This window comes from Streptomyces sp. NPDC102514, assembly GCF_055584525.1.
Map to the genome: position 1 here is coordinate 336334 of NZ_JBVJLW010000007.1, position 18542 is coordinate 354875.

Consider the following 18542-nt stretch of genomic DNA (forward strand, 5'->3'; position numbering starts at 1 on the left):
GGCCCGTTCGCGTCGCTGTGGAGCGAGGCCGGGGCTAGCGTCGTACTAAAATTCCACGCTTGTTCGGAGCTGAGTGGAATATCCCCAGGCATACCTGCGGGCCCGCCGGCTCCCCCGGTGCATCCGGGTACGACATGTGAGGACCCGATGGCAGCCCTCCAGCATGGCCCCGCGTTCCAGTTGTCCGACGACGAAGTACGGGCCGAGTTCGGCGACCGGGCGCGGTTCTCCGCAGCCTCCGCACCCTCCCCGCGCACGCTCGTCGACATCCTCGACGCCTCCGTGCGCGCGTATCCCGACGAGCCCGCCCTCGACGACGGTCGGCAGGCCCTCACCTACCGCGCTCTCGCCATAGAGGTCGAGGCGCTGCGGCGACGGCTGAGCGACGCGGGCGTCGGCCTCGGGGACCGTGTCGGCGTACGCGTGCCGTCCGGCACCAATGAGCTGTACGTGGCCATTCTGGCCGTACTGGCCGCCGGGGCCGCCTACGTGCCGGTGGACGCAGAGGACCCGGACGAGCGCGCCGAGCTGGTCTTCGGCGAGGCGGACGTACGCGCCGTCGTCGGGGCCGGGCACGAGCTGACCGTCGAAGGGCGCAGCGAAGTGCCCGCCTCGCGGCCCGGGGTCGGGCACGACGCTTGGATCATCTTCACCTCCGGTTCGACCGGCAAGCCCAAGGGTGTGGCCGTCAGTCACCGCAGTGCCGCCGCCTTCGTGGACGCCGAGGCCGGTCTCTTCCTCACCGAGGACCCCATCGGACCCGGTGACCGGGTCATGGCGGGGCTCTCCGTGGCCTTCGACGCCTCCTGCGAGGAGATGTGGCTGGCCTGGCGCTACGGGGCCTGCCTGGTGCCCGTACCGCGCTCCCAGGTGCGCAGCGGCGCCGACCTCGGGCCCTGGCTGGTCGAGCAGGAGATCACCGTCGTCTCCACCGTGCCGACGCTGGCCGCCCTGTGGGAGCCGGAGGCGCTCAACGAGGTACGGCTGCTGATCTTCGGCGGTGAGGCCTGCCCGCCCGAGCTGGTGCAGCGCCTGGTCACCGAGGGGCGTGAGGTGTGGAACACGTACGGGCCCACCGAGGCGACCGTCGTGGCCTGTGCCTCGCTCATGACCGGCGAGGAGCCGATCCGGATCGGGCTGCCGCTCGACGGGTGGGAGCTGGCCGTCGTCGACGAGGCCGGGAACCCCGTGCCCATGGGTGGCAGTGGGCAGCTCGTGATCGGGGGCGTGGGGCTCGCCCGCTATCTCGATCCCGAGAAGGACGCCGAGAAGTACGCCCCGCTCGAATCGCTCGGGTGGGAGCGCGCGTACCGCAGCGGTGACCTGGTCAAGGCGGAGCCGGAGGGGCTGATCTTCCTCGGGCGGGCCGACGAGCAGATCAAGCTCGGCGGGCGCCGGATCGAGCTGGGCGAGGTGGACACCGCTCTCCAGGGGCTGCCCGGGGTGGCCGGAGCCGCTGCCGCCGTACGGACCGCGCGCGGCGGGAACCAGCTGCTCGTCGGCTATGTCGTGCTCCAGGACGAGGTCCAGGAGCAGGTCAAGGAGGACGTCCAGGAACAGGTCCGGGAACAGGTCCAGGAGGACGGGGCCGAAGGCGGCGGCTGGGATCACGCCGCCGCCGTCGAACGGCTGCGGGCCGAGCTGCCCGCCGCTCTCGTCCCGCTGATCGCGCTCGTGCCCGAGCTGCCGACCCGTACGTCCGGCAAGGTCGACCGGGACGCGCTGCCCTGGCCGCTGGAGAACCTGGAGACCGGCGGACCCACCGAGCAGCTGTACGGGACCGAGGCGTGGCTCGCCGAGCAGTGGAGCGAGGTGCTGGGCATCCCGGTGGGTTCCGCCCGGGACGACTTCTTCGCGATCGGCGGCGGAAGTCTCGCCGCCGCCCTGCTCACCACACGGCTGCGCACCCGCTACCCGAGCGCCGCCGTGCTCGACATCTACCAGCAGCCGGTGCTGCGGAAGCTGGCCCGGCATCTGGAGAAGTCCGCGCAGGGCGACGGCGCCGAGCGGCTGATCGCGCCGGTCCCGGCGCGCGCCGAGGTCGTGCAGCTGCTGGTGCTCCTCCCCCTGTTCGCGCTGCTCGGGCTGCGCTGGACCGTGGCGCTGGCCGCGCTCGGCAACGCGCTCCACTGGTTCGGGGCGTACCCGTGGGCGCCGACCGCCTCCTGGTGGCTGGTCGCCCCGCTGGCAGCCCTGCTCTTCAGCCCGCCCGGACGGCTCGCGATCGGGGCCGGCGGGGCGCGGCTGCTGCTGAGGAACGTGACGGCGGGAGAGTATCCGCGCGGCGGGAGCGTACATCTGCGGCTGTGGACGGCCGAACGGCTCGCCGAGTTCAGCGGGGCGACCTCGCTGACCGGGTCCTGGCTCGAACGGTACGCGCGGGCGCTGGGCGCCAAGGTCGGCCCGGACGTCGACCTGCACTCGCTGCCGCCCGTGACCGGCATGCTCAAGCTGGGCCGCGGCGCCGCCGTGGAGTCCGAGGTGGACCTTTCGGGGCACTGGCTGGACGGCGACCGGCTGGAGATCGGCCCGGTCAAGGTGGGCGCGCACGCCGTGGTCGGCACCCGGAGCATCCTCTTCCCCGGCGCGCGGGTCGGGAAGCGGTCCGAGGTGGCCCCCGGCTCGGCGGTCTCCGGGCAGGTGCCCACCGGTCAGCGGTGGGCGGGCTCGCCTGCGGCCAAGCTCGGCAAGGCCAAGCGGGACTGGCCCAAGGAGCGCCCCCAGAAGGGCACGTACTGGCGGGTGATGTACGGGGCGACCGGGTTCGCGCTGACGATGCTGCCCGTGGTGTCGGGGCTGGTCGCGCTGCTCGTCGTGGGCGCCTTCGTAGCGCCGGAAGCCGGGCTCACCGACGCGCTGCGGGGCGCCGCCGTGGCGCTGGTGCCGGCGACCCTCGCCTTCGGTCTCACGTTCGCGCTGCTCCTGCTGATCGCCGTGCGGCTGCTCAGTCTCGGGCTGCGGCCCGGTACACATCCGACGCACAGCAGGATCGGCTGGCAGGCCTGGACCGTCACCCAGCTGATGGACCGCTCCCGGGAGACCCTGTTCCCGCTGTACGCGGGACTCGTCACCCCGGTGTGGCTGCGGCTGCTCGGGATGCGGATCGGGCGCGGCGCCGAGGTGTCGACGGTCCTCGCGCTGCCGAGCCTGACGACGGTCGGCGAGGGCGCGTTCCTGGCCGACGACACGCTGACCGCGCCGTACGAGCTGGGCGGCGGCTGGATGCGGATCGGCCGGGCGGAGATCGGGCGCCGGGCGTTCCTCGGGAACTCCGGGATGACCGCACCCGGCCGCTCGGTGCCGGACGGCGGCCTGGTCGGGGTGCTGTCCGCGACACCGAAGAAGGCCAAGAAGGGCAGTTCCTACCTGGGGCTGCCGCCCGTCAAGCTGCCGCGCTCCACACAGGACGGCGACCAGAGCCTGACGTACGACCCGCCCGTGCGGCTGCTGTGGGCCCGCGGGCTCGTCGAGCTGTGCCGGATCGTGCCCGTCTTCTGCTCGGCGGCGCTCGCCGTGCTGACGGTGGCCGCGCTGAGCGCACTGGGGGCGTGGGCCTGGGCGCTCGCCGGGCTGGTACTGCTGGGCGCCGGTGCCGCGGCCGGGCTGCTGTCCGTCGTCGCGAAGTGGGCCCTCGTGGGGCGTCACCGCGCCGGTGAGCACCCGTTGTGGAGCGGTTTCGTGTGGCGCAACGAGCTGGCCGACACCTTCGTCGAGGTCGTCGCCGTGCCGTGGTTGGCCGGGTCCGTGCCGGGTACCCCCGTCATGAACCTGTGGCTCCGCGGCCTCGGCGCCCGGATCGGCAAGGGCGTCTGGGTGGAGAGCTACTGGCTGCCCGAGACGGATCTGGTGACACTGGAGGACGCGGCGACGGTCAACCGTGGCTGTGTGCTGCAGACCCACCTCTTCCACGACCGGATCTTGAGGACGGATACTGTGGTCCTCCGTGAGGGCGCCACCCTGGGCCCGGGCGGAATCGTTCTGCCCGGCAGCACCGTCGGGGCGCGCAGCACACTGGGACCCGCGTCCCTCGTCATGGCGGCGGAATCCGTTCCCGACGACACCCGTTGGCTGGGCAACCCGATCGAGGCGTGGCGTTCCTAGTGCCTGTCACGGCACCAGGCGTCGCGTTCCCGGACGCGGCTCGTACGGCGCCCGGGAGGCGATGCCGGCACACCGTACGAGCACAGCGCAGGGAGCAGATACTTCAGTGGTTCAGCAGACAGTGGGAGCGGATCCGTACTTCCCGGCGAACGGGGACCCCCGTTACCGGGTCCATCGGTACGAACTCGCCCTGGACTACCGTCCGGGACCCAACCGGCTGTCCGGCACCGCGCGCCTGAACGCCATAGCGGGCCGGTCGCCGCTCGCCGAGTTCCAGCTGAACCTCGCCGACTTCCGGATCGGGCGGGTCCGGGTCGACGGGCGGACGACGCACTACACGCACCGGGGCGGGCGGCTGCGGATCCGCCCGGCGAAGCCGCTGCGGGCCGGGGCCGCGTTCACCGTGGAGATCCACTGGGCGGGCAATCCCAAGCCCGTGCGGAGCCCGTTCGGCGGGATCGGCTGGGAGGAGCTGGAGGACGGGGCGCTGGTGGCGAGCCAGCCGGTGGGGGCGCCGTCCTGGTACCCGTGCAACGACCGGCCCGCCGACAAGGCCTCGTACCAGATCGCCGTGACCACGCCGTCGGCGTACTCGGTGGTGGCGGGCGGGCGGCTGCTGACGCGTACGCCCAAGGCGTCCACGACCACATGGGTGTACGAGCAGGCGGCGCCGACGTCCAGCTATCTGGTCGGGCTCTCCATCGGCAAGTACCAGACCGTGCTGCTCGGTGACCCGGGACTGGGCGGGGTGCCGCAGTCCGGGCACATTCCGGCGCGGCTGCTCACCGAGTTCTCGCGGGACTTCGCACGGCAGCCCGCGATGATGACGCTCTTCGAGGAACTGTTCGGGCCCTACCCGTTCGGCGAGTACGCGGTCGTCGTCACCGAGGAAGAACTCGATGTGCCCGTGGAGGCGCAGGGGCTCTCACTGTTCGGTGCGAACCATGTGGACGGCGGGCGGGGGTACGAACGGCTGGTCGCGCACGAGTTGGCGCACCAGTGGTTCGGGAACAGTGTGAGCATCGCCGACTGGCGGCACATCTGGCTGAACGAGGGGTTCGCGAAGTACGCGGAATGGCTGTGGTCCGAGCGGTCGGGTGGGCGCAGTGCGCAGGCCCTGGCCGGGATCGCGCATCGGGGGCTGGCCGGGAAGCCGCAGGATCTTCGGCTGGCCGATCCCGGGCGGAAGCTGATGTTCGACGACCGGCTGTACGAGCGGGGCGGGTTGGTGTTGCACGCCGTGCGGTGCGCTTTGGGGGACGAGGCGTTCTTCCGGATGTTGCGGGGGTGGGTGACCGTTCATCGGGGTGGGGCGGTGACCACGGCGGCGTTCGTGGCGCATGTGGCTCGGTATTCGGCGGAGCCGTTGGATGAGCTGTTCGCTGCGTGGGTTTTCGAGGGGGCGCTGCCTGCGTTGCCCTCGGCGGGGGTGGGGATTCCTGAACGGCCGTCTTATCCGCCTAGCGGGGGGTGACGGCGGGCCCCCGGGGGGGGTGGCGGTGGTTTTGACGTGCGGGAGCGTCGTGGTTGAGCGCGCCGTTCCCCGCGCCCCTTAGGGGGTGGGGGTGACCGGTATTTTTTGACCTGCGGGAGCGTCGTGGCTGAGCGCGCCGTTCCCCGCGCCCCTGGAGGGGCGGGGGGTGGGCGGCGTTTTTGACCTGCGGGAGCGTTGTGGTTGCTCGCGCCCCTTCGGGGGCTAGCGGGGGACCTTTAGGGTGTCCCAGGTTTTTTTGCCTGGGATTCCGTCTGCGTCTTTGCCTTTGAAGCCTTGTTTTTGTTGCCAGGCCGCGTACGACTTGCGGTCTGATTCCGTCCAGTCGGGGCTCGGGCCGGACTCGTAGCGGCCGCAGCCTTCCGCGACCAGGCGGCGGCCCATCGCGGTGATGACGGCCGACTTCTGGCCCACGTGGAAGAAGGCGCTGCCCGGGAAGGGGACGTACGACGGTTTCGGGGGCGTCGCCGGGGGCTTGGGTGAAGTGGGTTTGCTCTTCAGGCGGGTCGCTATGCGGGTGCGCATGCTGTCCATCGTGAAGCCGCGCGGGTCGACCTTCCCGGGCTGCCACTCCTTGTGTCCGATCACGGACCGCTCGCTCCAGCCGTGGGCGCGGCAGATCGCGGCCGAGACCTTCTCGATGGCCTCCTTCTGGACCTCGGGCCACGGGTCCTTGCCGTCGCCGAGGTTGATGCACTCGAAGCCGTAGAAGTGGCGATTGCCGTCCGTGTCCGCCTCGTTGTCCGACGGGAGTCTTGTCTCGTTGATGACGGCTGTCAGCACGTCTCCGTCGCCCAGGCCCGCGTGGTTGGCGCGGCCGTTGCCGACCAGGTGGACATGGCCCTTCTTGTCGATGACCCCGTGGCACAGGGGGCCGGGCAGGCTGGAATAGCCGTCGTAGCAGATGTCGACGGAGGCGGCGGTGCCCGAGGTGACGGTGTGGTGGATCATCACGCCGTTCATGGGGCCCCAGGCGCCCTTGCTGTTGCGGTTGTGGCTGCGCCAGCTGCGGATCTCGTGGACCGTCAGGCCCTCCGCGCGCAGGATCGCCACCAGTTTGGAGGCGGTCAGTGGTGTGGCCATGGCTTACTTCTCTCCTTGCGGGTCTGCGGCGGCGTCTGCGGCGTTCTCCGCCTCCGCGGTGGTCTGCGACCTGCCTCCCGACGGGTCGGCGGTCTCTGCCCGCTGTTCCTCCTCGCGGGCCCTCGCCTCCGCCGCGAGCGTCGCCTCGTCCGCCGCCGGGACGTCGGTGGCGAGCGGCGCGAAGGCCAGGCGCAGGTCCACGGCGCCCGCCTCGCCCTTGACCAGGGCCAGCGGCGCGAAGTGGCGGGTGATTCCGGCCGGTTGCCGGAGCAGGGGCCTGCGGGAGCCGTCGACCGGCCATTCGACTCCGCCGGTCGCGGTGCGGGCGGGCACGGTCCAGTGGTCGCCGGTGCGGTAGGCGCCGCCCTTGGCGAAGTACACCTCGATGCCGTCCTCCAGGGGCAGCCACTCCCCCTCCGTGACGGGAACCGCCCCGCCCCGCAGGGTTGTCGTGCGGCCCTTGCGGCGCGGGCCCTCGTGGTGGTCCCAGCGGCGCAGGAACGGGTTCAGGTGCGGCAGCCGGCCGACGCCCGGCTCGGGCTCCGCCGACAGGCGTACGCGGCGGCCGGGGAGGTCCAGTTCCTCGACCCTCAGCAGGGGCAGGGGTTCGAGGCGGGAGGCGTACGCGGTGTCCGTGAACTCCACGCGGTCGCCCACGTCCAGGTCCAGTTTGTCGTCGTGGCCGAGGGACGCCAACTGGACCCAGGTGCCGTCCAGTTCGTCCACCGGGAAGACCACGGAACCGTTCTCCCGCGACCACTTGAACGAGGCGTCCTTCGCCGCGCCGCCCGCATGGATCTCGACCCGGTACAGCTGGTTCTCCGGGCCGCGGTAGCGGGCGTCCGGCTTGACCAGGCAGGGGTCCTCGTCGGCGTGTCCGGGGCGTTCGGCGCGGGCGGCCAGGCGGGACGAGGAGACGGTCCGCCTGCGGGCCCAGCGGGCGAAGGCCTCGCGGACCGTGTCCTTCGACGGGTCGGGGGCCTCGATGTCCAGGTCGGCGAGCGCCAGTGGCAGGACCTGCCAGACCACCTTGGCCCGGGCGGCGGTGTCCGGCATCGCCGCGCCGAGCGCCACCTCGCGCAGGGCCGGGTCCTCGGCCGCGGTGACCGCGCGCTCCCAGACCTGGAGGTAGGCGACGAAGGGCGCCCGGGCGGGCGAGGGCAGCCGGTCGCCGGGCTTCTCCGGGTCGCGGAAGCCGTCCGGCTGGTCCCAGTAGGTCCAGTGAGGACTTGGGGTCGGCTGTGCCGTGTCCTGCCCTTCGGCGTCCTTGCCGTCCTTGCCGTCTTCGTCCTCCTCGTCCGGTACGGGGACTCCCGCGGCCGGGCGGTCCGCGTCGCACAGGATGCCGTCGACGTAGTACCGGCCGCCGTGGATGAGGAGGGTGTCGATGTCGTGCTTGCCGCCGACGTACTCGATCCGGAAGCCGGCCGCGTCGCGCGGTCCGCCGTGCGGGCCGATCAGGTCGGTGGTGAGCGCGCGGGCCTGATGGAGCTGGATCGCGGTCTGTTCGTTGGCGTCGGCGTCGAGCTGGACGCGGCCCTGCTGGAGCAGCACCGCCGAGTAGTGCCGCTCCGGGCGGAAGGTGGAGCGGGAGAGGTCTGCGTGCATGAAGGGTGTCCCCCTGGTCGGAAAGTGCGGTTCGTCGAAGTCGTGGGGCGGAGCGGGGCGGGGCGCAGCGAGGTGGGGCGGGCCTGCTCGGGCGGGTCTACGTCACGAAGAAGATCCCGGCGTCCGTTCCCGCGGGCGTGTACTCCGCCAGCCGGGCCCGCAGGTTGTCCTCGCGCTGGGGCCGGTACAGGTCGTGGAAGGCGCCCAGTTCGGCCCCGTCCTCCGCGCCGCGCCGGATCTCCTCCGCGACCCGGTCGGCGAGCAGCCCGTACCAGGGCGTCCCGTAGCGCGTCGACGTGAACCGCGGACGTACGCGGGAGGCCTGGCCGGGGCCCGCCTCACCTGCCAGGTCCGGCTGGCAGCGGTACCTGCGGGGCGTACGGGAGCCGGTGGGCACGTACGAGAAGCGCAGGCAGCCGATGCCCCGGCGGGCCACGTGGAGGCGGCCGGTGAAGAGCGAGTTCTCGGCGATGCGGACCGCGTGCGTGTGGATCTCGCCGATCACGGTCGTGCGGTGCAGGTGCAGGACGGCGTGGGCGTGCCGGCAGTCGGGGGCGGACAGTGCCTCGCGGTCGTCGGCGGTGGCGTCCAGGACGCTGTCGCGCAGGTGGATGTCGAGGGGTTCCTCGGAGACCTCGTCGCCGATGACCTCGATGGTGCCGAGGATGCTGTGCTCGATCCGGAGGCACGCGGTGGTGCGTTCCAGGACGATGCTCGGCTCCTCCGGGGAGTGCGGGTCGCACTCCGGCTCCAGGGACCAGCCGGGCACCAGGGTGCAGTGGCGTACGACGACGGCGCCCATCGGGCCGGTGACGTTGATGCCGCGGCCGGTGACGAGCAGCCCGTCGAGCACGATCCGGGGCCGTTCGCCGGGGGCGCAGTCGTCGGAGACGGCACGGATGTTGAGGGCGTCGGGGCGGTTGCTGTACCAGTCGAGCAGCCGGATGACGGGCCTGGTGCCCTCCGCCGCGCGCAGTTCCAGCCGGTCGCCCGGGTCGAGGTCGAAGTCCAGTTGTTCCTGGTAGGCGCCGCTGTGGGTGATCTCGATGATGCCCTCGGGGCCGCAGCGGCCCGCCCGGCGGTCGTGCTGCCAGGCCCGGTAGGCGTCCATGATCTGCCGGTGGGTCTGGCCGGGGCCTACCCGGAACACCGTGGCGTCGGGGCGCGGTTCGCGGTCGCGTGCGTACTCGCCGCCGCCCAGGTCTGCGCCGGACGCGTGGTGGTAGTCGACCCAGACGCCCTTGCGGGGCGCGGTCCGTGCGCCGAAGGCGATCCGGCCCAGCTCCGGGTCGACCGCGACCTGGCCGCGCTTGGGCCGGTAGCGCCACTCCGACAGGTCGGCGACCACGATGTCGGAGGGCGGTACGGGCCGGTCCTCGCCGTCGCGCCGGATGACGAAGCTCTTGCCGGGGCCGTAGAGGTCGGCGAGCCGGTCGTGGAGACGGCGGCGGCGGATGAAGGCGGGAACGTTGTCGATCTCCGCGATGTGGTGCGGTGAGGGCTCGGGGACCGGCCGGGTGACGAGCGGGGTGTCGTTGCCGAGGATGGAGAAGGTGTAGAGGTTGCGGGCCCGGTCGACGCAGTACGCGGGTGACGACGTCAGCGAGTGCGCCTTGAGCCGCCAGACGTACAGTCCGACGCCCGCCGGGGTCCAACCCCCTTGCCGGTGGCGGGAGTCGGCCCTGCGTACGTCGGCCGAGCGGGCCATCTCGCCGAAGGCGCCGCCCGCCAGGTCGAGCGCGGAGCCGTTCCGCAGGTCGGCGAGCCTGCCGCGCGTGCCGCGCTCCGCCGCACTGGTTCCTCCGGTCCCGTACAGCTTCACGGGCTGCTGGTGGGAGAGGTGGCGGGAGAGTTCGACGGCGCGTGCGGGCCAGCCCGCCACGTTCTCGGAGAGTTCTTCGAGGAGGTGGAGGGTGCCCTTGCGGCGGCGGTTCGCGACCGTGGCGGCGACGTCGGCGCGCGGCGCGACGGCCTCGGTGAGCGCGGCCTGACTCCCGCCGCGCAGACCGGTGGTGAGGACGCGCTCGTAGCCGGGAAGCGTGCGGTAGCCCACCAGGTCGCCGAGGTACGGCAGCACCCAGGGGGCCGCCGTCTCGACGAACAGGTCCTCGTAACCCTGCTCGACCCCTTCCCGTACGAGGTCGAGCTGTTCGGCCATGACGGCGAGCAGCGCGCGCAGGGGTTCGCCCTCCTGGGCGTCGCGCAGCCGGTGCCACTGGGGAAGCAGCTCGGCGAGTCCGTCCGGTTCCCTGGACATCAGTTGACCTCCGTCAGAATCAGGGTGTCCGCGGCCCTCGGTGACAGCAGGGCGAGCTGGGCGGGGCGGATGCCGCGGAAGACGTACACCGAGCGGCCCTTCGCCAGGCGGCGGGTGTCGGTGATGTCGGGGTTGAGGCGCAGGAGTTCGGCGAGCGGGACTCCGTACCGGCCGCAGATCTCCGACAGCGTCTCGCCGTCCTTCTCGCGGACGGTGTGGGTCTTCTCGTCGTACGTGGCTCCGCGCGCCGGGACCGTCGCCTTCGGCAGGCCGGTGTCGGCGAGGAGCCGCGTGAGTTCTCCGGCGGTCGTGGAGGCCGCGACCCCTGTGAAGACGTCGACGTCCACGTAGTCGACGCCGGGGACCCGGTGGGCCGTGGCCAGGATGTCGGAGAGGCGGGCGGGCTGCCCCAACTCGCGTCCCTCGTAGCCGAGTCGGCGCAGGAGTGCCTGGCGCAGGCGGGGTTCGACGAGTTGCCAGGAGTGGTCGGGCGACACCTTCACCTTCGCGGAGACGAGGAGCGCGACGAGTTCACGGGCGTCCACGCGGACCGGCAGGTTCGGGTCGCCGTACTCGGTGAGGGCGGCGCGCAGGGACCGCAGGAGGGGCGAGTCGCCGCCGTCGCCGGTCCCGGCTCCGGCGATCGGCACGTCGTCGGTGCCCGCGACCGTCACGTGCAGCACGCGCCGCCGTCCGTCGAAGAGTTCGCGCGCGGCGGCCCGGCCGACGCCGGCCCGGGAGCGGGCGAAGTCCTCGTAGTCGGCCTCCGACACCAAGCGGTCGAGGGCCGAGACGGCGAGCGGGATCGTGCGGCGCGTCAGGGCGGGCCCGTCCGCGTCCGCCCCGCCGGTGGCCGGACGCGGGTTGGTGACCGCGGAGACGCCCAGGGGCCGGGTGAGGGCCTGGGTGACGCGGCCCGCGGCGACATTGGCGGCCCGCCCGGTGCCGAAGCGGTAGCGGGCGTGGATGTTCTCGTGGCCGCCGGGCAGCCGGGCGCCGTGGACGCCGTCGCCGAAGGTCACGGTGGTGCGGCCGTCGGCGGTGCTGCCGGTGATGTAGACGCGTTCGCGCGGGCCGCGCCCGGCGAGGCTGTCGACCTCGTGCCAGAGGACGCCGTCGGCCCTCACCTCCAGAACGGGGGTGGCGCCGAGCGGGTTGTCGTCGGCGAGCCAGGTGAGGGGCGACTGCCAGAGCGCGAACGTCTGGTTGGCCCGGTCCGGGTCGCCGCTGCCGATCGCCTCGTCGCGGGACTCGCCGTGCGTCGCCTCGACCACGTTGCCGAGGACGCGCACACTGTCGCGGCGGTAGCGGTACGCGAGGTCCGTCGTGAGCGTCAGCTCGGTGTGGACGTGGTCGCCGGGCAGGGCCGGGTCGATCGCCGGTTCGGCGGCGGCGACGGTGACGACCTCGGTGGCCCGTACGGCGGTGGCGCCCGGCAGGTCGCTGCGCTCTCCCTCGACGATCAGGGTGCGACCGGGCCTCAACCCGTCGTACAGCTCGGCGAGTTCGATCTCGTTGCCGTGCACGTCCTCGCCGAGCGGTTCGTCGGCGAGGCGCAGTGGTTCGCCCGCCGCGTGCACGGTGGTGTCGCGGATGTGCGACAGCAGGACGTCGAACTCGTCCAGCCACGGGTCGGCCAGGACGAGTTCGGTGCCCCGGCCGGTGATGCCGTAGTTGGTGTACGCGGCCGTCCGCGCCGACACGACCTTCGTGGTGACGTACGCGAGGGCCGGGTCGCCCGGGATGCCTCCCTCGGCCCCCTTGGTGGGGCGCTGGATCGCCACCCAGCTGCCGACCGTGATGTTGTCGCGCACCGAGTCCAGCTGGAGCAGGCGGCGGTTGGCGGGTGCGGGCTTCGAGGCGACGACCACCTCGACGTTCGGGGCGGCGCTGCCCACGGTGTACGTGAGGCTCACCTCGTACTCGCCGTGCGTGAACCGCTCCGGGACGCCGGGCCGCAGGATGACCTCTTCGGTGGTGCCGTTGTGGATGCCGACGCGGAGCACGCCGTCCGCGTCGGGGCGTGACACGAAGAGGGTGCGCTCGGGCAGGCCCGCCCGCAGGACCGCGGTGACGCCGGGCTCCTGCGCGTCGGCGGGCCGCCCGGTGAGCCGGCCCGGTTCGCGGTCCTGGCCCGCGTGGGTGGACAGGTCCACCTCGCCCGTGCCGAGGCGGAAGGTGACCGGCACGGTGACGGGCAGGTTCTCCGCGCGCTGGTCGGAGCTGCTGCCCTCGACGTACTGGAACTCCGCCCGCACCGGCGCCCTGCCCGCCGTGTCGAACACGACGCGCATGCTGACCAGCAAGGCACCGGTGAGGGGCCAGTCCGCGGTGCGGATGACCCGGCCCCGGTCGTCCTGGACGGGTTTGAGCGGGGCCGTCGCGCCGAAGGGGGCGGTGGTCACGCGCAGGGCCAGCAGCTCGCGCAGGAGCGGTGGGGTGCCGGGGGCGGCGGCCGTGCGCCAGGCCGGGTAAAGGCCGCTCAGTCCGGGGTCGAGGACCGAGAGCAGACGGGCCGTGTCCGCGCCGGGGCGGCGGGGGCGGGTCGCTCGCGCGGTGGGCGCCGGTGCCTTGCCGCGGAGGGCGGGCAGGACGGCGCCGAGGGCCTGGAGGGCGGCCTCGTGACGGCCGGTCGCGGACGCGGACACCTGCGTGCTCAGGGCCGCCGCCGTGTTCCGGGCCGTCGGCGCGCTCCGGGCCACTGCCGTCGTGGAGCCCTCGCCCTCGCTCTCCCCGTCCCCGTCCCCCGGAGGGATCGGCTGGGAGGGGGCCAACTCCATTGCCCGCTCTGCCAGTTCGGCGAGCACCGCTTCCAGCTGCTCGAACCAGGCCGCCACGTCCTCGTACGGGGTCGCGAGGACCTGGGCCTCGCCGAGGCGCGCGACGGGTTCGGCGAGACGGGCCGCGAGGCTCTCCGGCGTGCCGATGCCGTCCAGGTCGGCGCGCAGCGGGGCGAGGACCTGGTCGTCGAGGTCGTCGATCAGGCGGCTGACCGGGCGCGGGTTGGGCACCTCCGGTGTGGGCGGTTCGTCGCCGGGCTCGCCGGGGGGCGCGGGCTCGGTGGTCCAGCGCCGTACCTCGTCGACGAGTTCGCGGAAGGTGGGCGGGGCCGACCGGGGCAGCCCGATCGCGGTGATCTCGTCGTCCCGGTCGACACGGACGCTCGCCACGGGCAGCAGCAGCCGTTGCGCGCCCGCCTGTTCCCCGAAGACGAAGAGCAACTGGTCCCCGACGGCCAGGGAGTTGGCCGTGCCCTCGACGAACAGCGCGGAGCGGCGTTCCAGGTCCTCGGGAGTGACGAGGGAGGGGCGGCGGCGCCGGACCTTCAGCTCGTTCCAGTCCCAGCGGGCCGTCAGGTCACGGCTCGTCTCGAAGGTCTGCGACTGTTCGTCGGCGGACGCGGGCACGCTGTGGCTGCGCGCGCCCCGCGGGACGACCACGGACAGGGTCTCGGCGCGCGGGTCCCGTTCGAGGCTGTACGCGAGATGGGTGGCGGCGGCGACTCCCGGACGGGGCCGGTGGCCGACGAGGCGGCCGAGCAGCACCAGGGAGCGGTGTTCGTCGGCGGTGCGCAGATAGGCCTCGTCGGCGATCCGCTCGGAGTGGAAGGTGAGCAGGTCGCCCAGGACGGCGGTGGCGTCGAGCAGGCCGATCGCCGGGTCGTCCGGGGTGCGGACCGTCAGGCCCCGCAGCGCCGGGTACGCGGGTGAGGCGAGCCGGTCGAGCAGGGCGGCCAGGAAGGAGCCGTGGTCGCCGACGCGGTAGTCGAGGGCGGTACGGCCGAGCGGAGCGAGATGGGGGTACCCCCGGCCGGAGGCTGGGGGAGGATTGTGGAGCGGGGCGGGGGCTAGGCGTTCGTCGTGACCGCCGCACGCGCCGCACCCGGTGCCGGCACCGGGCCCGTTCTCGTCGCCGCATGCTCCGCCGCAGGTGCAGTCGTCGCTCATCGGGCACCTCCGAGGGATATCGTCAGCCGGCCGTTCTCCGGCCGGTCGGGGTCGTTGTCGCAGGTGGCGATCTCCAGCGGGCCGAGCCGCAGCACGCCGTCCTCCCTCTCTCCTCGGTCCTCGTGGAACTGCCTGCGCAGCCGGGTGACCTGGACGCTCTCCACGCCCGGCACCGCCGCGGCGACGGCGACCAGGCGGCTGAGCCGGACCGGTTCGCCGAAGGTGAGCGCGTCCGGGTGGAAGAAGCCGAGCTGTCCGCCGGGGAGGCGGCCCCGGCCGAGTACGCGGTACAGCTCGGCCAGGATCTGCCCGTGCTGATGGCCCGGGACCGCGCAGACCCGCAGGGCGATGTCGAGCGGCACGGACCGGGCGGCGCCGACGACGAGGTCGTGGCCGATACGGCGGTACGCCTCCAGGGCCTGGGTCACCTCGGCGAGCAGCCCCGGAGAGGGGTCCCCGGTGCCGTACGCGTCCACGGCGATGTGGGCCTCCTGGCCGCTGCCGGTCCACCGGAGTGTGGCGGCGGCCCGCTGGACGCCGGGCAGGGCGGCGGCGAGGGCCGCGTAGTCGTCCGCGGTGACGGCGCGCAGCCTGGTGCGGCGCAGGTCGAGCGGGGCCGACTGGCGTACCTGCTCGACCGGTTCGGGTTCCGTGCCGCCTGCGGCGGGCAGCGGGTTGCGTACGCCCGCCACGGGCGGCGGCTCGCAGTCGGCGGTGAGCACGAGGTGGTTGATGGCCTCGGCGCCCACGTTGCCCGCGGTGCCGCCGCCGAGCCGGTAGCGGAGTTCGAGCCGGGTGCCGGGGGTGGGCCGCGCGGCGTGCCGGCCGTCGCCGAAGCGGAGGGCGAGGCGTCCGTCGTCCTGCAGTTCACCGACGAAGTGGCGGTCGCGGGGGGTGCTGTCGAGGAGGTCGCGGCGTGGTTCCCAGATCACGTCGTCGTGGTGGCCGTGGTGGTGGCCGTGCTTGTCGTCGGCGTTGTGACCGTGCTGACCGTGCTGACCGTCATGGCTGTGCCGGGCCTCGTGCAGCCGGACGGCGGGGAGGGCGTGGCGTGGGTCGTGCCGGAGTGCCGCCGAGGCCGGGCCCCGCAGGACCTGTTCGCCCGGGTGCAGGCCGTCCGCGTACGCGGGTCCCCAACTGTGTCCGATCTCCCAGGCGATGTGTCCGTCGAGGACCGTGCCCGCGCGGGCCCGTGCGGTGAGCACCTCGACGCGCCGGAGCTTGGCGTGGAGCAACCGGTCGCTGCGGAAGAGGAGTTCACGCAGGGCGCGGACCGGGTGGCGGCGCAGTTCGAGGCGCTCCAGGACCTTCAGGCCGTACAGCACGGCGAGTTCGGCGATCTCCTGCTCGCCGAGCCCGTCGCGGTCGCGGGCGCTGCGCCACAGTTCGGTGAGCCGCTGCTCGACCCGTCCCGGAATGGCGGCGATCCGGTCGGCCTGGCCGGTGGCGACGACCCCAGGTTCCGGGTACGGCACGGCCTGGGTGACGGGCGAGCGGCCGAGCACGGGCCGGAAGCGGGGTGCGATGCCCGGGTACACGGACTGGGCGAGCAGTGTCCGCAGCGCCGCGGCCTGGGCGTACGCCGTGCCCGGCACGACCCGCCCCTCGCTCGCCGTCCCGCCGCGGCCGGGGCGCCGCCCGGTGAGTTCCAGGCCGAGTCCGGCGCGTACCGTCGCGTCCTCGCCCACCACGGCGAACAGCTCGTGGACGTCGTCGGGGGTCAGCGGTTCACCGCGGTCCGCCTTGTCCGTGAGGGAGTTGACGAGCCGGGCGGGGGCGTTGCCCTCGTCGGGGTCGGCGCAGCCGAAGGCCGGTGTGCCGCAGGAGCCGCCGACGGCGGGACCCGGCGGTACGGTCACCGTCTCCGGGAGGCCTTCGCCGCGCGGGTTGAGGGAGCGGCCGTGGTCGACGAGGACGACGTTGCCACGGGCGACCGTCACGTCCTCGACGGGCTCGCAGCCGCGTCCGCCGCGCGTGGTCAGGCACAGCGGGAAGCGCAGCGCGTCCGTGGCGGCCCAGGTGACCTCCAGGACCGGCTGGTCCTCGATCCGGTCGACGGCGGGGGTGACGGAGGTCAGCCGGACCACCTGCCGGTGGGCGGGGTCGGCGTCGCCGGGGGTGCCGGTGCGCGGCCCCTTCACCTCCTCCAGAACCAGCAAGTCACCTGCGCGCAGGGCGAGTCGGCGTTCCTCGCAGGTCTCCGTGTCGCGCCACTCGTCGCGCAGGGTCGCGGCCGTCGCGCCCCTGGGCAGGGAGCGCACCTCGCCGCCCCAGGTCCACAGCCGGATCGTGTTGTGGGCGGACCGCAGTTCCAGCGGGTCGGCGGCCACGACCGGTTCGAAGACCTCCACGGACCCGCGCTCGTCGAGGTCGGCGAGGTCTCCGTCACCGATGACCGTGCCGGGCGCCGGACGGTCGTGCGGGTCGAGGGAGCGGACGTCGACGGACGCGAAGCGGTACGTGCCCGGGGGCAGCGTGTGGTCGCCGGCGCTCTCCACGGTGACGTAGGCGCGCGCGTTGCAGCCGTCGTGCATCGCGTAGTCGATGAGCCGCACATGCCGGCGGACCGAGACCCGGCGGCGCGCGGTGTCGAGATACGCCTCCGTGGCGACGGCGTCCTGCTGGTAACTGATCTGGTCGCCGGTGTACGCGAGCATCTCGACCAGCGTCGTACCGAGGTCGGCGGGGCTGCGCTCGATCCAGTCGGGGGTGGTGAGGGCGAGCCGGTCGAGGAGCAGCTTGCGGATGGTGTCGTAGTCGCGGGCGGTGTAGTCGACGACGGGCGCTTCGGGGAACGCCTGTGCCGGGGACAACTCGTGACCGTATTCGTGCTCATGCCCCTGCCCGTGGCCGTGCCCGTGCCCGTGCCCGTGCTTGCAGTCGAAGGAGCTCGGGCAGTCGGGCCGGAAGGTGAAGGAGGCGCCGTGATAGCGCTGGTCGAAGCCGCGGTACGGCTCGGTCCCGGGCCGCCCGTACGGGTCGGTCTCCACCAGGGAGAGCCGGTAGCGGGACGAGTCGCCGGTCCGGTCGAGGGTGACGTACAGCCGGTCGTCGAGTTCGGGGTCCTCCTCGCGCTCGACGCCGATGTCGACGACGGTGATGCCGGTGAGCCCGTCGACGCGCCGGCCGCCCTCGATCCGTACGTTCTCGGCGCACAGGCCGTGCGGGGCCTTGCCGAGGAAGGTGACGGTGAGGGTGAGTCCGTCGTCGCTCACCTCGACCGCGTCGACTCCGTTGAGCTGGGCGGCTCTTGCCCTCGCCCGCCGGGAGGCGGTCGTGCCGTGGGTCGTGCCGGAGGCCGTCATGCCGCGGCCCTCCCTTCGAAGACGTCGTCGCGGCGCGTCCCGGTGGAGCGCACGGCATAGGAGAGGTGGACCCGGATCGTGTCGTCCTCGCTCACCACGTCCAGGTCCTCGATCTCGACGAGGTCGCCGAGCCAGCGCTGCAGCGAGGCCTGCACGGACAGTTCGAGGGTGCTGGTGAGTTCGGGGCTGTTGGGCGCGAACACCAGGTCGAGCAGTCCACAGCCGAAGTCGGGGCGCATCACCCGTTCGCCGGGGCTGGTGAACAGCACCTGCTCGATCAGGTCGCGGACGTGCTCGTCGTGGCGCGCGTGCGCGGTACGGCCCCGGCGGTCTGCCCTGAAGGGGAACGCGATGTCGGTACGGGGGCGGGTGCGTGGGCTCATCGGACGGTCACCTTTCGCCGGTCGGCCTGGACGACGGGCGGCCCCTGCGGCACGAACGCGGCCGTGAAGCACTCGGCCGCGGAGATGTCGAGCAGGACGGGCGAACCGCCGGCCGTCACCCCGGTGCTCCCCGCTGTCCAGCGGACGGAGACACACGGCTCGGGCACTCCGTCGACGGTGTGCGGGCAGCCGGTGACGACGTACGCGTGGGCGGCCGTGGCGACGGGATGCCCGTCCATCAGCACGGTGGAGCCGGATGTGGTGGCGGTGGTGGCGCGCCCGCCGTGCGGGCAGCTGATCACGGCGCCTGCGCCGAGCAGGCCTCCGGACGCCCCTGTCGCTCTGGACACTTGATGGTTCCCCCGT

The 18542-nt window shown here is 73.2% G+C and carries 9 protein-coding genes; 2 read left to right on the forward strand and 7 right to left on the reverse strand.

The genetic code is table 11. The features are described 5' to 3' along the window. The first annotated feature begins 147 nt into the window (after positions 1-147). Both ACZ60E_RS20440 and ACZ60E_RS20445 read left to right on the forward strand, forming a co-directional pair. Positions 148-4101 carry a Pls/PosA family non-ribosomal peptide synthetase gene (locus ACZ60E_RS20440; protein ID WP_469442131.1) on the forward strand — a complete coding sequence of 1318 codons (3954 nt, stop codon included), beginning with the start codon at positions 148-150 and terminating at the stop codon, positions 4099-4101. A 61-nt stretch (positions 4102-4162) separates the two neighbouring features. Continuing rightward, complete coding sequence (locus ACZ60E_RS20445) at positions 4163-5575, forward strand: M1 family metallopeptidase (RefSeq protein ID WP_469442132.1); 1413 nt, start codon at positions 4163-4165, stop codon at positions 5573-5575. 222 nt (positions 5576-5797) lie between these two features. Here the strand turns inward: ACZ60E_RS20445 and ACZ60E_RS20450 are convergent, their stop codons facing one another. The 7 genes from ACZ60E_RS20450 to ACZ60E_RS20480 all read right to left on the reverse strand — a co-directional run bounded on the left by ACZ60E_RS20450 (position 5798) and on the right by ACZ60E_RS20480 (position 18526). Continuing rightward, positions 5798-6676, reverse strand: a complete 879-nt coding sequence (locus tag ACZ60E_RS20450; protein WP_469442134.1) for a peptidoglycan-binding protein — start codon at positions 6674-6676, stop codon at positions 5798-5800. 3 nt (positions 6677-6679) lie between these two features. After that, positions 6680-8284 carry a DUF6519 domain-containing protein gene (locus tag ACZ60E_RS20455; protein WP_469442136.1) on the reverse strand — a complete coding sequence of 535 codons (1605 nt, stop codon included), beginning with the start codon at positions 8282-8284 and terminating at the stop codon, positions 6680-6682. A 97-nt stretch (positions 8285-8381) separates the two neighbouring features. Then, positions 8382-10541, reverse strand: a complete 2160-nt coding sequence (locus ACZ60E_RS20460) for a hypothetical protein (protein ID WP_469442138.1) — start codon at positions 10539-10541, stop codon at positions 8382-8384. Beyond that, positions 10541-14488 carry a putative baseplate assembly protein gene (locus ACZ60E_RS20465; protein ID WP_469442139.1) on the reverse strand — a complete coding sequence of 1316 codons (3948 nt, stop codon included), beginning with the start codon at positions 14486-14488 and terminating at the stop codon, positions 10541-10543. Before ACZ60E_RS20465 ends, ACZ60E_RS20460 begins: the two co-directional genes overlap by 1 nt. Beyond that, on the reverse strand, positions 14485-17793 hold the full coding sequence (locus ACZ60E_RS20470; RefSeq protein ID WP_469442140.1) for a putative baseplate assembly protein: 3309 nt from the start codon (positions 17791-17793) through the stop codon (positions 14485-14487). The genes ACZ60E_RS20465 and ACZ60E_RS20470 overlap by 4 nt, the downstream gene beginning before the upstream one ends. Beyond that, complete coding sequence (locus ACZ60E_RS20475; RefSeq protein ID WP_384809491.1) at positions 17790-18176, reverse strand: GPW/gp25 family protein; 387 nt, start codon at positions 18174-18176, stop codon at positions 17790-17792. Before ACZ60E_RS20475 ends, ACZ60E_RS20470 begins: the two co-directional genes overlap by 4 nt. Beyond that, positions 18173-18526, reverse strand: coding sequence for a hypothetical protein (locus ACZ60E_RS20480; protein ID WP_384809493.1), 354 nt, complete (start codon positions 18524-18526; stop codon positions 18173-18175). The genes ACZ60E_RS20475 and ACZ60E_RS20480 overlap by 4 nt, the downstream gene beginning before the upstream one ends. Between the last annotated feature and the right edge of the window lie 16 nt (positions 18527-18542).

Excerpts from the sequence above, each read along its gene's own strand:
- ACZ60E_RS20440 (WP_469442131.1), top strand. The coding sequence starts at position 148 with ATGGCAGCCCTCCAGCATGGCCCCGCGTTCCAGTTGTCCGACGACGAA.
- ACZ60E_RS20445 (WP_469442132.1), top strand. The coding sequence starts at position 4,163 with ATGCCGGCACACCGTACGAGCACAGCGCAGGGAGCAGATACTTCAGTG.
- ACZ60E_RS20450 (WP_469442134.1), bottom strand. The coding sequence starts at position 6,676 with ATGGCCACACCACTGACCGCCTCCAAACTGGTGGCGATCCTGCGCGCG.
- ACZ60E_RS20455 (WP_469442136.1), bottom strand. The coding sequence starts at position 8,284 with ATGCACGCAGACCTCTCCCGCTCCACCTTCCGCCCGGAGCGGCACTAC.
- ACZ60E_RS20460 (WP_469442138.1), bottom strand. The coding sequence starts at position 10,541 with ATGTCCAGGGAACCGGACGGACTCGCCGAGCTGCTTCCCCAGTGGCAC.
- ACZ60E_RS20465 (WP_469442139.1), bottom strand. The coding sequence starts at position 14,488 with ATGAGCGACGACTGCACCTGCGGCGGAGCATGCGGCGACGAGAACGGG.
- ACZ60E_RS20470 (WP_469442140.1), bottom strand. The coding sequence starts at position 17,793 with ATGACGGCCTCCGGCACGACCCACGGCACGACCGCCTCCCGGCGGGCG.
- ACZ60E_RS20475 (WP_384809491.1), bottom strand. The coding sequence starts at position 18,176 with ATGAGCCCACGCACCCGCCCCCGTACCGACATCGCGTTCCCCTTCAGG.